16 protein-coding genes are annotated in these 19,070 nt (G+C 70.9%); 9 read left to right on the forward strand and 7 right to left on the reverse strand.

The window, feature by feature from the left end:
• Positions 1-106: 106 nt before the first annotated feature.
• Complete coding sequence (locus GT755_RS31040; protein ID WP_407929438.1) at positions 107-925, forward strand: enoyl-CoA hydratase/isomerase family protein; 819 nt, start codon at positions 107-109, stop codon at positions 923-925.
• Between the two features lie 39 nt (positions 926-964).
• Positions 965-2,848, forward strand: coding sequence for an ABC transporter ATP-binding protein (locus tag GT755_RS31045; RefSeq protein WP_161483134.1), 1,884 nt, complete (start codon positions 965-967; stop codon positions 2,846-2,848).
• On the opposite strand, the gene GT755_RS31050 is transcribed toward GT755_RS31045, so the two are convergent.
• Complete coding sequence (locus tag GT755_RS31050; RefSeq protein WP_161483135.1) at positions 2,826-3,701, reverse strand: sulfotransferase family protein; 876 nt, start codon at positions 3,699-3,701, stop codon at positions 2,826-2,828. The genes GT755_RS31045 and GT755_RS31050 overlap by 23 nt on opposite strands.
• A gap of 73 nt (positions 3,702-3,774) precedes the next feature.
• Between GT755_RS31050 and GT755_RS41405 the strand changes: the two genes are divergently transcribed.
• Positions 3,775-4,650: a S66 peptidase family protein gene (locus GT755_RS41405; RefSeq protein WP_328794606.1), complete on the forward strand. Its 876-nt coding sequence runs from the start codon at positions 3,775-3,777 to the stop codon at positions 4,648-4,650.
• A 141-nt stretch (positions 4,651-4,791) separates the two neighbouring features.
• Positions 4,792-5,592, forward strand: a complete 801-nt coding sequence (locus GT755_RS31060) for a hypothetical protein (protein WP_328794607.1) — start codon at positions 4,792-4,794, stop codon at positions 5,590-5,592.
• 10 nt (positions 5,593-5,602) lie between these two features.
• Here the strand turns inward: GT755_RS31060 and GT755_RS31065 are convergent, their stop codons facing one another.
• Complete coding sequence (locus GT755_RS31065) at positions 5,603-7,360, reverse strand: glycoside hydrolase family 15 protein (RefSeq protein WP_161483137.1); 1,758 nt, start codon at positions 7,358-7,360, stop codon at positions 5,603-5,605.
• 4 nt (positions 7,361-7,364) lie between these two features.
• The gene (gene yczE, locus GT755_RS31070; protein ID WP_235967805.1) at positions 7,365-7,928 is read right to left on the reverse strand and encodes a membrane protein YczE; all 564 of its coding nucleotides are present in this window, start codon (positions 7,926-7,928) and stop codon (positions 7,365-7,367) included.
• A gap of 105 nt (positions 7,929-8,033) precedes the next feature.
• Between yczE and yczR the strand changes: the two genes are divergently transcribed.
• Positions 8,034-9,422, forward strand: a complete 1,389-nt coding sequence (gene yczR / locus GT755_RS31075; protein ID WP_328794608.1) for a MocR-like transcription factor YczR — start codon at positions 8,034-8,036, stop codon at positions 9,420-9,422.
• On the opposite strand, the gene GT755_RS31080 is transcribed toward yczR, so the two are convergent.
• Positions 9,406-10,020 (reverse strand): trimeric intracellular cation channel family protein, encoded by a 615-nt coding sequence (locus GT755_RS31080; RefSeq protein ID WP_161483140.1) that lies wholly within the window; start codon positions 10,018-10,020, stop codon positions 9,406-9,408. The genes yczR and GT755_RS31080 overlap by 17 nt on opposite strands.
• Positions 10,021-10,099: 79 nt before the next feature.
• Between GT755_RS31080 and GT755_RS31085 the strand changes: the two genes are divergently transcribed.
• From GT755_RS31085 to GT755_RS31095, 3 genes are all read left to right on the forward strand, one after another.
• Complete coding sequence (locus tag GT755_RS31085) at positions 10,100-11,923, forward strand: AMP-dependent synthetase/ligase (RefSeq protein ID WP_161483141.1); 1,824 nt, start codon at positions 10,100-10,102, stop codon at positions 11,921-11,923.
• Between the two features lie 159 nt (positions 11,924-12,082).
• Complete coding sequence (locus GT755_RS31090) at positions 12,083-13,039, forward strand: hypothetical protein (RefSeq protein WP_161483142.1); 957 nt, start codon at positions 12,083-12,085, stop codon at positions 13,037-13,039.
• Positions 13,040-13,206: 167 nt separating this feature from the next.
• Positions 13,207-14,691, forward strand: a complete 1,485-nt coding sequence (locus tag GT755_RS31095; protein WP_161483143.1) for a PQQ-dependent sugar dehydrogenase — start codon at positions 13,207-13,209, stop codon at positions 14,689-14,691.
• A 21-nt stretch (positions 14,692-14,712) separates the two neighbouring features.
• Here the strand turns inward: GT755_RS31095 and GT755_RS31100 are convergent, their stop codons facing one another.
• Positions 14,713-15,576, reverse strand: a complete 864-nt coding sequence (locus GT755_RS31100) for an SDR family oxidoreductase (protein ID WP_161483144.1) — start codon at positions 15,574-15,576, stop codon at positions 14,713-14,715.
• A 29-nt stretch (positions 15,577-15,605) separates the two neighbouring features.
• Entirely contained in the window at positions 15,606-16,217 is a 612-nt protein-coding gene (locus GT755_RS31105; protein ID WP_161483145.1) for a TetR/AcrR family transcriptional regulator, read from the reverse strand.
• 87 nt (positions 16,218-16,304) lie between these two features.
• Here GT755_RS31105 and GT755_RS31110 point away from each other — a divergent pair, with 87 nt between their 5' ends.
• Complete coding sequence (locus GT755_RS31110) at positions 16,305-17,213, forward strand: alpha/beta fold hydrolase (protein ID WP_161483146.1); 909 nt, start codon at positions 16,305-16,307, stop codon at positions 17,211-17,213.
• Here GT755_RS31110 and GT755_RS41410 read toward each other — a convergent pair.
• Complete coding sequence (locus GT755_RS41410) at positions 17,210-19,060, reverse strand: CheR family methyltransferase (RefSeq protein WP_161483147.1); 1,851 nt, start codon at positions 19,058-19,060, stop codon at positions 17,210-17,212. The two genes, GT755_RS31110 and GT755_RS41410, sit on opposite strands and share 4 nt — an antisense overlap.
• Positions 19,061-19,070: the final 10 nt, after the last annotated feature.

A 19,070-nucleotide genomic window follows, 5' to 3' on the forward strand; every position in this document is an offset into this window, starting at 1 on the left:
TACCTCAGATCCAGAGCGGTCCGCTCCCGAGCCGACCGGCCGGGGTCGGATGACCGAACAGGGTTCGGTAGGCTCGGGCGTGACCGCCAGGAAGGGGTTGCGGGCTGTGAACGACGCTGTGGAAGCGGCACAAGGGGGGAGAGCGGAGCAGATCTCGGCGAGCGCGCTCGCTGAGGTCGGACTGCGCTACGAGGTGGACGGCGAGATCGCGACGATCACGCTGAACCGGCCGGACAAGCGGAACGCCCAGACGTTCGCCACCTGGTCGGCACTGGCCCGGATCGGGGACGACCTCCCCGAGACCGTGCGGATCGTCGTCGTGAAAGGCGAGGGGCCGTCCTTCTCCGCAGGCATCGACCTGCGACTGTTCACGCCCGGGGGAGTGCCCGGTGAGGGCTCGTTCTCCTCGGTGCTCGGTGAGGGCTTCGAGGAGCGGATCGCCCAGGCGCAGCAGGCCTTCCTGTGGTTGCGTCGTCCGGAGATCATCTCGATCGCGGCCGTCCAGGGCCACGCGATCGGGGCCGGATTCCAGCTCGCGCTCGCGTGCGACCTGCGGATCGTGGCCGACGACGTGCAGTTCTGCATGAAGGAACCGGCGCTCGGCCTGGTGCCCGACCTGACGGGGACCAAGCCGCTGGTCGATATCGTGGGGCTGCCGAGGGCCCTGGAGTTGTGCGTCACCGCCCGGAAGGTCGGGGCGGAGGAGGCGTTGCGCCTCCGGCTGGCCGAGCTGGCCGTACCGGTTGAGGAGCTGGATACGGCCGTGGCCGACCTTGCGGCGGCGCTGCTCGCCACGGAGCGGTCCGCCGCGACCGCGACGAAACGGCTGCTGCAGGGCGCGGGAAGCCGCACACTGGAGGAGCAGGCGGCCGCGGAGAGAGCCGAACAGGTGGTCCGCATCCGGTCGCTGTTCGCCTCGGGCTGATCCTGGAATCGCCCTTTCACGTAAAGGGTTTGCCACGACATGGCGATGATGGGCGGCCCGAACATGGGCTGGCAGATGATGCGGTCGATGCGGCGCGACGGCGACGTGATGAAGGAGCGTCTCGCGCCGGGCACGATCCGGCGGATCGCCCGCTACGCCGCGCCGTTCAAGTGGTCGATCGTGGCGTTCCTTGCCCTGATCACGGTCGGGTCGGTGACCGTGGTGGCCAACCCGCTGGTCGTGAAGCAGATCATCGACGTGGCCATCCCGTCGAGGGACTCGGGGCTGGTCGTCTGGCTGGCGGTGGCCATCGCGGGGCTGGCGCTGCTCGACGCCGTGCTGGGCCTGGCCGAACGCTGGTTCTCGGCCCGGATCGGCGAGGGCCTGATCTACAACCTGCGCACGGAGGTCTTCGACCACGTCCAGCGCATGCCGGTGGCGTTCTTCATGCGGGCGCAGACGGGCGCGCTGGTCTCGCGGCTCAACGGCGACGTCATCGGCGCGCAGCGGGCCATCACCAGCACGTTGTCGTCGGTCGTCTCCAACGTGGTCAGCCTGGTCGTCGTGCTGGTCACGATGCTGGCGCTGTCGTGGCAGATCACCCTGGTCGCGCTGCTCATGGTGCCGGTCTTCATCCTGCCCGCCCAGTGGGTGGGCCGCCGCATGTCGAAGTACACCCGCGAGCAGATGGAGCTCGGCGCCGAGATGAGCTCGGTGATGACCGAGCGCTTCAACGTGGCCGGCGCGATGGTCGCCAAGCTCTACGGACGCCCCGACGACGAGGCCAGGCACTTCGCCGGGCGGGCCGCCCGGGTGCGCGACATCGGCGTCACCGTCGCCATGTTCGGCACCGTGTTCCGCATCGCGCTGGGCCTCATCGCCGCGCTCGCCACCGCCCTGGTCTACGGGCTCGGCGGCGTGCTGGCGGTCGACGGATCGTTCGAGCTCGGCACGCTGGTGGCCATGTCGGCGCTGCTGATGCGGCTGTACGGCCCCCTCACCGGCCTGTCCAACGTGCACATCGACGTGATGACCGCCCTGGTCAGCTTCGACCGCGTCTTCGAGGTGCTCGACCTCAAGCCGATGGTCGCCGAGAAGCCCGACGCCCAGAGGGTGCCGGCCGGGCCGGTCACCATCGAGTTCGACGACGTCCGCTTCCGCTACCCGGGCGGGGCCGAGGTGTCGCTGGCCTCCCTGGAGTCGGTCGCCCGCCCCGACCAGGGCGAATCGGCCGAGGTGCTCAAGGGCGTCACCTTCACCGCCCGGCCGGGCCAGATGGTCGCCCTGGTCGGCCATTCGGGCGCCGGCAAGACCACCACGACCTCGCTGGTCTCCCGCCTGTACGACGTCGACGCCGGCGCGGTCCGGCTCAACGGCCTCGACGTGCGCGACGCCACGATGGAGTCGCTGCGCGACACCGTGGGCGTCGTCATGCAGGACCCGCACCTGTTCCACGACACCATCGCCGCCAACCTTCGCTACGCCCGCCCGGAGGCCACCGACGAGGAGATCTGGGAGGCCCTGCGGGCGGCCCAGATCGCCGACCTGGTCGCCACGTTGCCCGAGGGGCTCGACACGGTCGTGGGGGAGCGCGGCTACCGGTTCTCCGGCGGCGAGAAACAGCGGGTGGCGCTGGCCCGGCTGCTGCTCAAGGCCCCGCCCGTGGTGGTGCTCGACGAGGCCACCGCCCACCTCGACTCGGAGTCGGAGGTGGCCGTGCAGCAGGCCCTGAAGACGGCCCTGGCGGGCCGGACCAGCCTCGTCATCGCCCACCGGCTGTCGACCATCCGCGAGGCCGACGTGATCCTGGTCATGAACGAGGGCCGCGTCGTGGAGCTCGGGCGGCACGACGAGCTGATGGTCCTCGACGGCGCCTACGCGGAGCTCTACAAGACCCAGTTCACGAGTAGCCCAGCCGTTTGAGCTCCTCGCGGGCGACCTTGCCGACCAGTTCGGCGTCGGTGTGCGCGAGGCGGCGGCGGGCGCCCACCCGCGGGGCGCCGGTGCCGTAGAGGGCGATCGTGGAGATCTTGGCGCCGAGGAACTCGCCCACCTGGCCGAACGTCTCGGCGGGGGACTTGTGCAGGTCCTCGTACCGGATCGTCAGGAGCTGGTCGGCGGGGAGCTCCTTGCGGAGCACCGCCGACAGGCGGATCGCGGCGCGCCAGCGCAGCGCGCTCTTGCCCGCGACCGGCATCTCCTTCCAGCGCAGCTTGTGCTCGGCGTTGTTGACGCCGAGGAACGGGCTGGGGAACTCGCTGTCGTCGGACAGCATGTGGGGCTTGAACCAGGCCATCGTCGCCGGGTCGGCCAGCATGTCGGCGACGACGTCGCGGCCGTCGCGGATGACCTGGACGAACCGGGCGTCGGGGAAGGCCTGGAGCAGGACGGGAGCGCTGTAGAGCAGGTCGGGGCTGGCGTCGCCGAACCGGGTCAGCTCGGAGGCGGTCACGCACGGGCCCGCCCCGATGATGCCCCCGGCCTCCTTGCACGTGCCGGAGCACTCGCCGCACGCGCCCGGCACCACCTGCCAGGCCTCGGCCAGCACGTCGCGGATCACCCGGGGCGCCCCCGGGCTGCGCGCGATCGACGGCCGCCGCGCGAACGCGTAGACGACACGGGAAACCGCGCCCCGGCCCATCGTGAGATGCACGCCGGGCGAGCGCTTGATGGCACGGGCGAGCAGGTCCGCACCGCTGTGGGGGGCGGCGAGCACGAAGACCGGCTGACGGACCTTGACGCCGTTTACCACGAGAATGTGGGTCGGTGGTCGCATAGGTAGCGCCTAGTCTGACACTCTTTGGGGGGTGTCCGAACGTACTCCACCCCGTCTCCGGCACGGTGACACCGTGGCCGTCGTCGCGCCTTCCGGTCCGGTCGACCTCGACCGGCTCAACCGCGGCCGCCACGTGCTCACCGGCCTCGGCCTGAACGTCCGGTTCGGGCCCCGCATGCTGATCCGCCGCGGCTACCTCGCCGGGCCCGACCAGGCCCGCGCCGCCGACCTGCAGGAGGCCTGGTGCGATCCGGAGATCGCCGCCGTGGTCTGCGCGCGGGGCGGCTACGGCGCCACGCGGGTCCTCGACCACCTCGACTGGGACAAGATGGAGGCCGTCCGGCCCAAACCCCTCGTGGGGTCGAGCGACATCACCGCCCTCCACCTGGCCTTCCAGCGCCGTCTGGGGGTGGCCTCGTTGTTCGGCCCGATGCCGGCCTGCTCGACGATCAGCGACGAGGAGGGGCCGGAGCCCCGGTCGTTGTCGCACCTCAAGGCCTCGCTCATCTCCAGCCTGGAGCCCCGGCCGGTCAAGGGCGACCAGGTGCTCGTGCCGGGGTCGGCCATCGGGCCGCTGACCGGCGGCAACCTGACGTTGCTGGCGGCGCTCTGCGGCACGCCCCACCAGATGGAGGCGCGGGGCCGGATCGTCCTGCTGGAGGACGTCCGTGAGGAGCCCTACCGAATCGACCGTATGCTGACCCAGCTACTCCAGGCCGGTTGTCTCGACGGCGCGGTCGGCTTCGTCCTCGGGTCGTGGGTGGAGTGCGGGGAGGCGCTGCCGGTGCTGGTGGAACGGCTCGGACCGCTGGGAGTGCCGATCATCGCGGGACTGCCGATCGGTCACGGGACACCACAGTTCAGTGTGTGGCTGGGGGCCGATGGGGTTATTGATACCGAATCGTGCTCTCTCACCGGCCTCATCGGCAACCAGGACAAGGCACCCTGAAGCTGGCAACACGCCACGCTTGTAAGGGGATGAGCCTTGGGTCTGTTGCGGCGACTCCGCAGCCGGATTCGGCCTGACCAGCCAGTGCAGCCTGCCTCCCGGCCCGTCGAGGACGTCGATCTTGACTCCCTCCTCGCCCTGGTGGTCGAGACAATGGGCTACACCTGCGCGTTCGAGGACGACGGCGCCACCCTGATCATGGGCGGCGACGAGACGTCCCGTACCGTCAATCTGGTCGGGCTCCGCCGTGAGGCGGCCCGCAGGTCGCGGGAAGACTGGCCGATGCTGGTCTCCGAGCACCTGTCCCACGCCGTGTCGGGCGAACCGTTCGACGCGTGCAACCTGGGCCGGATCAAACCGCTGCTGCGCACCCGCCTGCACGCGGCCGACGACCCGGCCATCCCCGACCCCTCGCGCATCATCGGCCGCCACCTGAGCGCCGACCTGATCGAGGTGCTGACGATCGGCGGCCGTCCGGTCCGGCCGGAGGAGGCCTTCTGCTGGCCGATCCCGCCCGCCGAGGCGCTCGACGTCGCGCTCGACAACGCGCTGGCCGACGAGCGCATCACCGCCGAATACCTGCAGCTCGGCGGGGTGAGCGTGCGGATGATCAGCGCGCCCACGGCCGTGGCGCACCTGCGGCGGCTGCCCGGCCCGCCCGACGGGCTGCTCGTCGTGCTGCCCCATCCGGGCGCGATGGCCGTGCACCCCATCGAGGGCATCGGCGTCGTACGCGCCCTGGAGCGCATGCGCGTCTACGCCCAGCGCGAGTTCGACGACCGCGACGGCGGCCTCAGCCCCCACGTCTACTGGTGGCACCGCGACCGGCTGACCCGCATCCAGGCCGACCTGGTTCCCCAGGACGGCCAGGTCAGGCTCGTGGTGACGCCGCCCGCCGACTTCGCCCGCCTGCTGGCGCGCCTGGCCGGAGACGCCAACTGACCACCACGGGTCAGCCCAGCGCCTGGGCCGTGTGGATCAGCGGGACGTGGCTGAACGCCTGTGGGAAGTTGCCCACCAGGCGGCCCTGCACGGGGTCGTACTCCTCGGAGAGGAGGCCGACGTCGTTGCGCAGGTCGAGCAGGCGCCGGAACAGGTCGCAGGCCTCCTTGCGCAGGCCCATGCGTGCCTTGGCCTCGGCGAGCCAGAAGCTGCAGGCCAGGAACGCGCCCTCGCGGCCGGGCAGCCCGTCGACCGCGTTGTGCTCGCTGGTCGAGTAGCGCAGCACGAACCCCTCGGGCGTGGTCAGCTCGCGCTCGATCGCGTTGATGGTGCCGATCACGCGGTGGTCGTCGGGCGGCAGGAAGCCCATTGTGGGGATGAGCAGCGTCGCGGCGTCGAGCTCCGTGGAGCCGTAGTACTGGGTGAAGGTGTTGCGGTGGGGGTCGTAGGCCTTCTCGCAGATCTCCTTGTGGATCTCCTCGCGCAGCGCCCTCCACCGGTCGATCGGGCCCGAGCGGCGCTGGGCCTCCATGGTGCGGATGACGCGGTCGCAGGCGACCCAGACCATCACCTTGGAGTGGGTGAACTGGCGGCGCGGGCCGCGCACCTCCCACAGGCCCTCGTCGGGCTGTTGCCAGCCGGTCTCCAGGAAGTCCATCATCTTGCGGGTCAGCTTCCAGGCGTGGTCGTCGGGGTGGAGGCCGCCCTTGCCGGCCTGGTAGAGCGAGTTGACGACCTCGCCGTAGACGTCGAGCTGGAGCTGGTTGGCGGCGCTGTTGCCGATGCGGGCCGGCAGGGAGTTCTCGTAGCCGGGGAGCCAGTCGAGGGTCATTTCGGGGAGGCGGCGTTCGCCGGCGACGCCGTACATGATCTGGAGGTCCTGCGGACGTCCGGCGATCGCGCGCAGCAGCCACTCGCGCCAGGCCTTGGCCTCATCGATGTAGCCGCTGGTCAGCAGGGCGTCGAGGGTCATCGAGGCGTCGCGCAGCCAGCAGAACCGGTAGTCCCAGTTGCGCACGCCGCCGAGGTCCTCCGGCAGGCTGGTGGTGGCCGCGGCGACGATGCCGCCGGTGGGGGCGTAGGTCAGCCCCTTCAGCGTGATCATCGAGCGGACGACGGCGTCGCGCCACTCGCCCGCGTGGGTGCCCTTGGAGACCCAGTCCTCCCAGATCTCGCGGGTGTAGTCGAGCTCGTCGAGCGGGTCGATCATGGGCGGCGCGGGCGCATGGGAAGGGTGCCAGCTGAACACGAACGACAACTTGTCGCCCGCCTCGACCCGGAAGGTGCCCTTGTGGCGGTAGTCGCTGCCGTGCAGGTGGACCGGCGAGTGGATCCAGGCGGAGTCGGGGCCGCCCACCGCCTGGAGGCTGCCGTCGCGGCGGCGCACCCACGGCACGATCCGGCCGTAGTCGAACCGGATGCGGATCTCGCAGTTCATCTCGACCGAGCCGGCCACCCCCTCGACGACCCTGACCAGGCGGGGGTGCTCGTGGCGGATCGGCATGAAGTCGATCACCCGGGCGGTGCCGCCGGGGGTGTCCCACGTCGATTCCAGGACGAGCGTGTCGCCCCAGTAGCGGCGGCTGGAGGCCGTCTCCATCCCGGAGGCCCAGATGCGCCAGGAACCGTGGCGCTGGTTGCCCAGCAGCGCGGCGAAGCACGCGGGGGAGTCGAAACGGGGCAGGCAGAGCCAGTCGACCGAGCCGTCGCGGCCCACCAGGGCCGCCGACTGCATGTCGCCGATCAGCGCGTAGTCCTCGATCCGCATGTGATCAAGCTACCCACCGAGCCTTCATGAAGAACTGGGTGACGGGCCCGATCATCAGGGCGAACACCAGCGTGCCCACGCCGGCGACGCCGCCGAGGAGCCACCCGATCGCCAGCACGGTCAGCTCGATGACCACCCGGGCCAGCCGGATCGACAGGCCGAGCCGGTGCAGCCCGGTCATCAGCCCGTCACGCGGCCCGGGGCCGTATCCCGCGCCGATGTAGAGGGCGGTCGCGCCGCCGACGACGACCACCCCGGTCAGCAGGTAGGCCCACTGGACGAGCCAGTGACCGGGTGTGGGGGCCAGCCAGACGGTCAGGTCGAAGAACCACCCGAGCAGCAGCACGTTGCTGATCGTGCCCAGGCCCGGCCGCTGGCGCAGGGGGATCCAGAGCAGCATCACGGCCGCCCCGACGATGACGACCCACGCGCCGATGCTGAGTCCCCAGTGGCGGGACAGACCCTGATGGAAGACGTCCCAGGGGGAGCTGCCGAGGTTCGACTCGATCTGGAGGCCGGAGCCGGCGCCGTACAGGAACAGACCGGCGTAGAGCCGGACGAGCCGCATAGAGGTGGGATGAGTGGATGTTTGTACCATAATGCCCTCAGTGTGGCGAAGGTCCTGGTCGGGAAAACAGAGCCAATCGCCGAAATTGGTCTTAAGCTGGCCGGCGTGACGCGCACCATCGCTCCCGAGCAGCTCGCCCGCCTGCTCGCCGTCCCGGCCGGCGCCCGCCCCTACTACCGGGCGCTGGCCGAGGCGCTGCGGGGCAGGATGCACGACGGCGCGATCCCGGTCGGGGTGCGCCTGCCGGCCGAACGCCACCTCGCCGCCGCGCTCGGCGTCAGCCGGACCACCGTGACCGCCGCCTACGACCTGCTCAAGGACCACGGCTACGTCACCGCCCGGCAGGGCTCCGGCAGCACGACCGCCCTCCCCGTCGGCGGCGACACCCCCTGGACGATCCCGATCCCCGGCGACGGCATGATCCCCCTGCACGTCGCCTCGATGCCGGCCGCCTCCCAGGTCGCCCCCGCCGTGGCGGCGGCCGCCGCGAGCTACCACCGCCACCTGCTCGGCATCGGCTACGAGCCGGTCGGCCTGCCCGTCCTGCGCGAGGAGGTGGCCCGGCGCTACACCGAACGCGGCGTCGCCACCCGGCCGGAGCAGATCCTCATCACCCCCGGCGCCCAGCAGGCCATGCACCTGCTGTTCGCCCTGCTGGTCAGGCCCGGCGACCCGGTGCTGCTGGAGTCGCCGACCTACGCCCACGCGATCCAGTCGGTACGGCTCCACGGCGCCAGGGTGGTGGCGGCGGGGGAGCTGATGGAGAGCTCGCTGCGGCAGGCGAAGGTCGCCTACGTGCTGCCCGACTTCCACAACCCCACCGGCACGCTGATGGACGCCGCCCGCCGGGCCGCGCTCGTGGCCGCCGCGCGCCGCCACGACGTCACGTTGATCTGCGACGAGACCTGGGGCGAGGTGGCCGTCGACGACGTGGTCATGCCGCCGCCGCTGGCCCGCTGGGACACCGACAACCGGGTGATCACGATCGGGTCGGCGTCGAAGTTGTGGTGGGGCGGGCTCCGGGTCGGGTGGTTGCGCGGCACGGCGGAGCTGGTGGAGCGGCTGTCGGTGCTGCGGTCGGGCGTCGACCTGGCCACGGCGGTGTTCGACCAGCTCGTGGTGGCCGAGCTGTTCCCCCGGGTGGAGGAGTCCCGGGCCGAGCGCCGCGCCTGGCTGGCGACCTCCCGCGACGCCCTGACGGCGGCGCTGGCCGAGCACCTGCCCGGCTGGACCTATCCCCGGCCGGTCGGCGGCGGGTCGATCTGGGCGAAGCTCGACGTCCCGTCGGCGGCCCCGGTGGTCCAGGCGGCCGCCGCGAACGGGGTCAGGCTCGCGCCCGGACGGTGGTTCGGCGTCGACGGCGCCTGCGAGGGCTACCTGCGGCTCTCCTACTGCCATCCGCCCCACATGCTGGCCGACGCGGTCGCCAGGATCGCCGCCGCCCGGCCGGGGCAGGCGCCGCCGGCCGACACCCGGCTCACGCTGAGTCTGTGACGCCCCGTGCCAGCGGCGCCCGCCAGCCCCGCCGCATCGCCAGGAACCGCAGGCCGAAGGCCAGCACGGCGGCGGCCAGGACGGCCAGCGGGCCGCGTACACCGAACTCGAAGAGCGCGGCGAGCGTGAACGCGCCCACGAACGCGGGCACCGCGTAGAGCTGGCGGTCGTAGAGCAGCGTGGGCCGCTGGCCCGACAGGACGTCGCGCAGCACGCCCCCGCCGACCGCCGTGACCACCCCGAGCAGTACCGCGTGCAGCGGCGACAGGCCGAACAGCAGCGCCTTCTCGGTGCCGGTCGCGCAGAACAGGCCCAGCCCGGCCGCGTCGAAGATCAGGATGCTCGGCAGCAGCCGTGTCACCTGCGGGTGCCAGAAGAACACGATCCCCGCCGCCACCAGCGGGACCAGCACGTAACCGGCGTCGTGCAGCGCGGCCGGCTGCACGCCCAGGAACACGTCGCGCAGGATCCCGCCGCCCACCGCGGTGAAGAACGCCAGCACCGCCATGCCCACGACGTCGAGGCGGGTGCGGACCCCGGCGAGCGCGCCGGAGATGGCGAAGACGAAGATCCCGGTGAGGTCGAGCACCCATGTCACCAGGACATCTTGTCAGGGTTGACTTACCGATGATGTGATGCGGGTCACTCTGTCCAGCATCCCCCTGAGGAGACGCGGAATGGTTCTTGAGGAGCGGGCGGCGATCGAGGAGAGCATCGCCGGTCGGACCATCTGTTCTCAGCTCGACGAGACCGCCGAGGCCCACCCCGACCTACCCGCCTATTCCGACCCCGTCGAGGGCGGCTGGTCCACCCTGACCTACCGGGAGGCCCGGCAGCGGGTGCTGGAGATCGCCGCCGGGTTCGCCGCACTGGGCGTCGATCCGGGCGACTCGGTGGCCCTCATGATGGTCAACCGCAGCGAGCACGTGCTCGCCGACCTCGGGGCCGTGCACGCGGGGGCGATCCCGTGCTCGGTGTACGCCACCTTCGCGCCCGACCAGGTCGCCTATGTGGCCAACGACGTCGGCGCCAAGGTCGCCGTGCTGGGCGGCCCGGCCGAGCTGGCCCGGTGGGCGCCGGTCCTCGACCAGGTGCCCGGCCTGGAGAAGATCATCCTGTTGGAGGGCGCGACCGGCGACCAGCTCTCGTGGGCCGACTTCCTGGCGATGGGCGCCGAGGCGCTGGCCGCCGACCCCCAGTCGGTCGAGGAGCGCTGGCGCTCGGTCACCCCCGACGACACCCTCACCGTCCTCTACACCTCGGGCACCACCGGCATGCCGAAGGGCGTCCCGCTCACCCACCGCAACGTGCTCTTCGAGGTCGGCGCGACCGACCGGATGACCTCGCTGCCCACCCAGGGCACCCAGATCTCCTACCTGACCTACGCCCACATCGCCGAGCGGGTGCTGAGCCTCTACCTGCCCCTGTTCAAGGTCTCCCACGTGCACTTCTGCACCGACCTGGCCAACCTCGGGCCGACCCTCGCCGCGGTCAAGCCGGTGTTGTTCTTCGGCGTGCCGCGTGTCTGGGAGAAGATGATGGCCAAGCTCTCCGCGCTGCTGGCCATGTCGCCGGAGGACCAGCAGGAGAACGCGCGCAAGGCCATGGCCGCCGGGCTCGCCTGGGTCGAGGCGGGTCAGGTCGGCCACACGATGACGCCGGAGGTCCAGGCCGCGTACGAGGCCGCCGACGCCGCGCTGCTGTCGATCATCCGCGGCATGATCGGCTTCGACAACGCGGGCTGGCTGGCCACCGCGGCGGCGCCGATGCCGCTGGAGGTGCAGCGTTTCTTCGCCGGCCTCGGGCTCAAGGTGCTCGACGTCTACGGCATGACCGAGACCACCGGGGCGTTCACCGCCAACAGCCCCGACGCCTATCGGCTCGGCACGGTCGGCCGCCCCGAACCGGGCGTCGAGGTGCGGATCGCCGACGACGGGGAGATCCTCACCCGCAGCCCGCTGAACACGTCGGGCTACCTCAACCGCCCCGAGGCCACCGCCGACCTGTTCGACGACGAGGGCTGGCTGCACACCGGCGACGTCGGCTCGCTCGACGAGCACGGCTTCGTCCGCATCGTCGACCGCAAGAAGGAGCTCATCATCACCGCCGGGGGCGAGAACATCTCCCCGGCCAACATCGAGAACTACCTGAAGGAGCACGCCCTCATCGGCCAGGCCCTCGCCTTCGGCGACGGCAGGCCCTACCCGGTCGCGATCCTCACCCTCGACGGGGAGATCGCCCCCGGCTGGGCGCAGGCCAACGGCATCACCTTCACCGACCTGGCCGACCTGGCCCGGCACCCCGACGTGCTGAAGACCGTCGAGGCGGCGGTCGAGGCCGCCAACGAGAAGCTGGCCCGGGTGCAGCAGGTCAAGCGCTGGCGGCTGCTGCCGGTCGAGTGGACGGCCGAGACCGAGGAGCTCACCCCGAGCCTGAAGCTCAAGCGCCGGGTCATCCACGCGAAGTACGCGGAGATCATCGAGGAGATGTACCGTCAGTGATCATCTGACCTCGACGCGCGAGCAACCGTTCCCGTTGCCAAGTTGTGATCACTTTTTCTTCGGCAGACCCGCAACTTTTGGCGGAGATTTCCCGTCTATGACGTAGGCGCGCTTCATGCCGGAAGCGCGCGTTGTAACGGGGAGAGGAAGCACCCTCTTATGATCAAGCGCATCGCCACCGCGCTGGTGGCGGCCGCTGCGATGAGCGCCTCGGCGCTCGTCTCCGCGGCCCCCGCCTTAGCGGACCCGGGTCACGGGCACGGTCACCACGACGGGCCCAACCCGAGAATCACGAATGTCTGGGTCAACCCCGGCCAGGTTGTCCTCAAGGGCAAGTGGGACTCCGAGGTCGTGTCGATCACCGTCAAGGGCGTGGACATCAAGCACGCCAAGATCGTGGTCGACCACAAGGGTAGCTGGGGCCGAGACGACTGGGACGGCCCCAGCTGGGACGACAAGTCGGCGGACAGCACCACCGCCGACGGGTCGGAGGAGAAGAAGGCGCCGTGGAAGCCCGTGTGGTTCTCCACCTCCGAGAGCGTGAAGATCGACACGAAGGACCCGAAGGGGTTCTACGCCGTCAAGGTCTACGCTCGCGGGTTCGACGGCAAGCTCTACACCAGCTCTTCCGGCTTCACGGTCAAGCACCTCAGCTATGACCCGCCGAAGCCGCCGAAGGGCCCCAAGGCCACGCGGATCGTCGACTTCAACGCCGGCCCCGAGCCGGTGAAGAAGGGCCGCTACGTCACCCTGACCGGGCAGCTCCAGGTCGCCCAGTGCTACGGCGACTGGTACTACGACTACAAGAAGCACGACCGCGCCTATGTCGAACTCGACGGTAGCGTCAAGCCCGTCGACGACGGCTGGAGCGGCTGCTACGACTCTCGCGACTACTGGCACGGCTGGTACAAGCTGGGCTGGCAGGACATCGACGTCTACTTCCTCCCTGCGGGTTCGCACAAGTGGAAGTACGTGAAGACCATCGACACCAACCCGAACGGGTCGTTCTACACCAAGGTCAAGGCCTGGGGCAGCGGCACGTGGGGCGTCCGGTACGACGGTCGTCACGGCTTCGGCTCTTCTGAGGCGAGCGACTACGTGAAGGTCGTCAAGTAGTTTCCTCTACGAGCCCGGGCCTCCCCTCCACGGAGGCCCGGGCTTCCCCGTTTCGGGGGGCGAAACTTTGCGGTCGACCGGTGAAACTTTCTTCGGAGCGCGCAGGTCAGCGACCGGCCTCGCCGTTGATCGTTGGCAGGGCTTACCAGGCCTCGTATGGTTCCGCAATGTCCAGACACGTTAGGCACGTCATCGCCGCGGCGATCCTGCTCCTCGGAGTGATGATCGCCCTGCCGGCCCGGGCCGCCGTGGTCGGCGGCTTCGACTTCGACCGGGCCCAGGTGTCGGTCACCGGGCTCCAGGTCCCGTGGGGGTTCGCCTTCCTCCCCGACGGGAGCGCCCTGGTCACCGAACGCAACACCGGCCGCGTCATGCAGGTGCGGCCCGGCCAGACCCCAGTCGCCGTGGCGACAATCAGCGGCGTGTCCGCCTCGGGCGAGAGCGGCCTGCTCGGCATCGCCGTCTCCCCGACCTACGCCCAGGACCAGTGGGTCTACGTCTACTTCACCACCGCCTCCGACAACCGCCTGGCCCGCTTCCGCCTGAGCGCGCCCTCGACCCAGAACGTCCTGCTGTCGGGCATCCCGCGCGCGACGGTCCACGACGGCGGGCGCATCGCCTTCGGGCCCGACGGCATGCTCTACCTGGCCACCGGCGACGCCGGGACCACGTCCAACGCCCAGAACATGAGCTCGCCCGCCGGGAAGATCCTGCGCATGAACCCCGACGGAAGCATCCCCGCGAGCAACCCCGTCGCCGGTTCGCGGGTCTACAGCCTGGGCCACCGCAACGTCCAGGGCCTGGCCTGGGACGCCCAGGGCCGCATGTACGCCACCGAGTTCGGCCAGAACACCACCGACGAGATCAACCAGATCGTGGCGGGCGGCAACTACGGCTGGCCGACGTGCGAGGGCACCTGCAACAACCCGTCGTTCCGCAACCCGATCATCACGTGGACGACCGCCGAGGCCTCCCCGAGCGGCCTCGCCTTCGCCAACAACACCCTGTTCGCGGCCGCCCTGCGCGGCACCCGCCTGTGGGCGGTGTCGCTCAACGGCTCGGGCGGCTCCGCCGGCGCCTCCGCCCAGTTCCAGGGCCAGTACGGCCGCCTCCGCGCGGTCGCCGTCGGCCCCGACGGCTGGTTGTGGGTCGGCACCAGCAACCGCGACGGCCGGGGCACCCCGGTCGCGGCCGACGACCGCATCATCCGGGTCCCCCCGGCGGGCGTGACCCCGTCCCCGTCGCCCAGTCCCTCGCCGTCTCCCTCGCCCAGCCCTTCGCCCAGCCCCTCGCCCTCTCCTTCGCCTTCACCCTCGCCTTCGCCGAGCCCGCAGCCCGGCGGGCCGTGCTCGGCGACCGGGACCGTGCAGACCCAGTGGGGCAACGGCTACGTCGTCCAGCCGGTGACCGTGACCAACACGGGCACCTCGGCGCTGAGCGGATGGCGGGTGACGTTCACGCTCCCGGCCGGGCACACGCTCTCGGGCTCGTGGAACGCCACTCTCACGGTCTCCGGGCAGACCGTCACCGCGACCAACCAGAACTACAACGGCAACCTCGCGCCGAACGCCAGTACCACGTTCGGCTTCCAGGTCACCCGCCCCACCGGCAACACCGCCACGGTGAGCGGCTACACCTGCGGCTCACCCTGACGTGAGCGACCCTCCCCGGCCTCAGCCCGGGAGGGTCTCGCCGCCGATCGGGGCCAGGACCTCGCCGGTGTAGTAGGACGACAGGCGCCCGGACGCGAAGAACACGTAGGACGGCGCGATCTCGTCCGGGTCGGCGGCCCGCTTCATCGGGGCCTGCTGGCCGAACTTCTCCACCTTCTCCTCGGGGAAGGTGGCCGGGATCAGCGGGGTCCAGACCGGGCCGGGGGCCACCGCGTTGACGCGGATGCCCTTGTCGACCAGGTTCTGCGCCATCGACATCGTGAAGGCGTTGATCGCGCCCTTGGTCGCGGCGTAGTCGATCAGGCTCTTGTTGCCGCGCAGGCCGTTGATCGACGAGGTGTTGATGATCGACGCGCCGTCGCCCATGTGCCGCAGGGCCGCCTTGGTGACCCGGAAGTAGCTGTGGATGTTCACCGCGAAGGTGTGGTTCCACTGCTCGTCGTCGAGTTCGTCGAGCGAGTCGACCGGCTCCTGATAGGCGACGTTGTTGACCAGCAGGTCGAGCCCGCCCAGTTCCTTGACGGTGCGTTCGACCACCTCCTCGCAGTGGTCGGCCCTGCCGAGGTCGCCCGGCAGCAGCACGCAGCGGCGGCCCTCGCGCTCGACCAGCGCGCGGGTGTGCTCGGCGTCCTCGTGCTCGCTCAGGTAGGCGATGGCGACGTCGGCCCCCTCCTTGGCGAAGGCGACCGCCACGGCCCTGCCGATTCCCGAGTCGCCTCCGGTGACCAGGGCCTTGCGGCCCTTGAGCAGGTCGCGGCCGGCGTAGTCGCGCATCTCGTCGCGGGGCTCGGGCGCCATGTCGCCGCTGCTTCCGGGATAGCTCTGCGTCTGGCCCGGCGGTGTCTGGTTCGGTTCCTCAGGCATGCTGCGACCCTGCCCAGGCGGTTGATCGCTTAACGGAGCCGGGCGGCCATGCCCTCGAAGTAGCTGCGGTGCACGGCGGCCAGGTCGACCCGCTCGGGGTCGAGCAGCCACACCAGGTGGGCGCCCTCGATGAACGCGGCCGTCTCGGCCGCCAGGATCGACGGGTCGAGCCCGGCGCGGGCGGAGCCGTCGGCCACGGCCCTGCCGTACAGCGAGGTCAGATGGGCCCGGAGCGCCCGGCCACGGTCGCGGAACCAGGTGTGCAGCGCGGCGCCGGGCTCCAGGTTCTCGGCGGTGAGCGTGGTGTGCAGGGCGGCCAGGTCGCGGTCGGCGGCGGCGGTGTGCCCGGCGTCCCGGACGAACCACTCGAAGGCCTGGTCGAGGGTGGGTTCGGCGTCCGGGGAGGCCGACAGCCGCTCCAGGGCCCGCCGGTCGGCCTCCTCCAGGACGGCCTGGACGAGCCCGTCCTTGCTGCCGAAATGGTGGATGAGGGCCGATGGGGTGGCGCCGGCGCGCTCGGCGACGGCGGCCACGCCGGTGCCGCGCACCCCCTGCCGCGCGAACAGTTCGATCGCGGCGTCGACCATGGCGCGGCGGCGCGCCACCCCCCGCTTCTGCACCTGTCCCTTGACTCCGGCCATGGGGATCAGGGTGCCGCCGGGGGCGGGGGAGTTCAACTCGGAAAACCGGGGTGCGCGATCACGGGCCGGCCATTATCTTGAACGACCATGCAGGAAAATAACGAACACATCGTCCGCGTCGGTGACCTCGACCTGTGGGCGGAGGCCTTCGGCGACTCCGGGCACCCGACGGTGCTGCTGGTCATGGGCGCGCAGGCGCAGGGTGTCCAGTGGCCCGACGGGCTCGTCCGCCGCCTCGTCGACGGGGGCCGCCGGGTGATCCGCTACGACCACCGCGACACCGGGCGCTCCTCGACCGTCGACTTCGCCGCCCACCCCTACACCGTCGCCGACCTGGCCTCCGACGCGATCGCCGTGCTGGACGACTTCAAGGTCGAACGGGCCCACCTCGTGGGCGCCTCCCTCGGCGGCCTCATCGTCCAGCGGCTGGCCGTCACCCACCCCGATCGCGTGCTGACCCTCACGAGCCTGTCGTCCCAGCCCCTCGGCACCGACACGGCGGCCGCGGTGCGGCGCGTCATGGAGGGGACGCCGACGCCGCCCGGCGAGCTCCCGCCCCCCGCGCCCGAGCTGCTCGCCGCGCTCGCCGCCTCGTTCCCCGAGCCGGGGGCGTCCCTGGAGGACTACCTGGCGGCCCGGTTGCCGCTGTGGCGGATCCTGCACGGCCCGGTCCTGCCGTTCGACGAGGAGGAGTACCGCACGCTGGAGCGGCGGGCCTACACGCGGGCGCGCGACCTGCGGGCCGGCCTCAACCACGCCCTCGCCGGGGCCGCCGACCCGGGCTCCGCGGCCGACCTGGCCGCCGTCACCGCGCCGACGCTGGTCGTGCACGGCACGGAGGACCCGATGTTCCCGCCCGCGCACGCCGAGGCCACCGCCGCCGCCATCGCCGGGGCCCGCCTGGTCATGATCGAGGGCATGGGCCACACCCTGCCCGCGTCGGCGCACGACCGCCTCGCGGAGGAGATCCTGCGCCACACCGGACGTCGTCCTTAGGAGGGCGCCGGGTCGAGCACGTCCATCAGCAGGATGACGCCGGCGGTCCGGCCGTCTTCGGCGAGCATGCGGGAGAACTCGATGCTCAGCCGGGTGGCGCGGCCCCGCCGGTTGACGGCGTCGACGGCCATGCCGTCGGGCCAGTCGCGGGGCTCGGCGTCGCCGACCAGGGCCCGCAGGTGGGCGGCGAGGTTGTCGAGGGGCAGGCCGATGTCCAGGCCGGTCAGCTGCTGCCCGGTGGCCTCGTCGGCGCGCACGCCCCACAACTCCTCGGCCCCGGGGCTCCAGATCAGCACGCGCAACTCGGTGTCGACGACCGCGACGGCGTCGCCGAGGCTGCGGACCATCGCCGAGACGAACGCGTTGGCCTTGTCGAGCTCGTCGCTACGGGCGTTGAGGGCGTCGTTGATCTGCTGAAGCTCGTCGTTGGTCGACTGGAGCTCCTCGTTCATGGTCTCCAGTTCCTCGTTCGTGGACTGGAGTTCCTCGTTGGTGGTCTCGAGCTCCTCGTTCGTGGACTGGAGTTCCTCGTTGGTGGTCTCCAGTTCCTCGTTGAGGGACTGGAGCTCCTCGTAGGCGTTCTCGAGCTCCCGGTTGGCCTGTTCGAGCTCGTCGCGCAGGCGGCGGTAGCGGGTGACGTCGTAGAAGTTGATGCCGACGCCGACGAGGTCGCCGTCGCCGTTCTGCAGCGGGACCACCGAGACGTCGTACACGCCGACGTCGGGCTGCCCCGACCGCTGCCAGATGATCTCCTGGAGCTCGACGGTGCGCAGCTCGGTCTGGGCCTGTTCGATCACCGAGCGCAGCTCGACGGGCCGGTAGGAGACCTCCAGGTCCTGGAACGGGCGGCCGATGTCACGCGGGTTGAGGCTGAAGAGCATCTCGGCGCGGCTGTTGACCAGGGCGAGCCGGCCGTTGGTGTCGAGGCCGAGCTGGGCGACCGGGCCGGAGGCCAGAGCCGAGCTCTGCAGCTCGCCCAACGTCGTGTGGGTGGGCAGCGCCGACGACCAGGCCGGGCGGGCCCCGGAGGACGCGGTTCCGGTCTTCTTGAACAACCGCATGCGCAGGTCGAGGGGCTCGAACTTGTCGCTGTGGTTGAGCAGCATCTCGGCCTTGCCGAGGAACAGGTAGCCCGGGTTGGCCAGCGCGAAGTGGAACCGGCGCACGATGTTGAGCTGCGTCTCGGTGTTGAAGTACATCAGGGTGTTGCGGGCCAGCAGCAGGTCGACCCGGGAGATCGGGGCGTCGCGCGTCAGGTCGTTGCGGCCGAAGATGACCTGGCGGCGCAGGTCGCGCCGGAAGGCGTGCAGACCCCCTGACGACTCGAAGTAGGCGTCGCGCAGTTCCGGGGGGACCTCGGCCATCTGGCGGTCGGTGTAGCTCGCGCTGCGGGCGACCTGGAGCGCCTGTTCGTCGAGGTCGGTGGCGTAGATCTTGACGCGATCCTTGAACTCGTCGACGCCGATCTCCTCGGCCAGGATCATCGCGAGGCTGTAGGCCTCCTCGCCGGTGGCGCAGCCGGCGCTCCAGACGCGGATGCCCTTGCCCGCCTGCTTGCCGGCGACGATGGCGGGCACGACCCGCTCGCGGAGCACCTGCCAGGCGACCGGGTCGCGGAAGAAACTGGTCACGTTGATCAGCAGGCTGTCGAACAGCCGGTTGAACTCCTCGGGCTCCAGCTCCAGGTAGTCGCGGTATTCGCTGTAGTCGCGGAGTTTCAGCGATTCCAGCCGACGGGCGATGCGGCGCATCAGGGTGGTGCGCTTGTAGCCGGTGAAGTCGAAGCCCCTGGTCTCCTTCAGCATCGCCAGGAGGTCGTCGAAGTCACGTTCGTCAGCCGGGATCACACCTCGACCC

The organism is Herbidospora solisilvae (genome assembly GCF_009901565.1).
Lineage (GTDB): Bacteria > Actinomycetota > Actinomycetes > Streptosporangiales > Streptosporangiaceae > Herbidospora > Herbidospora solisilvae.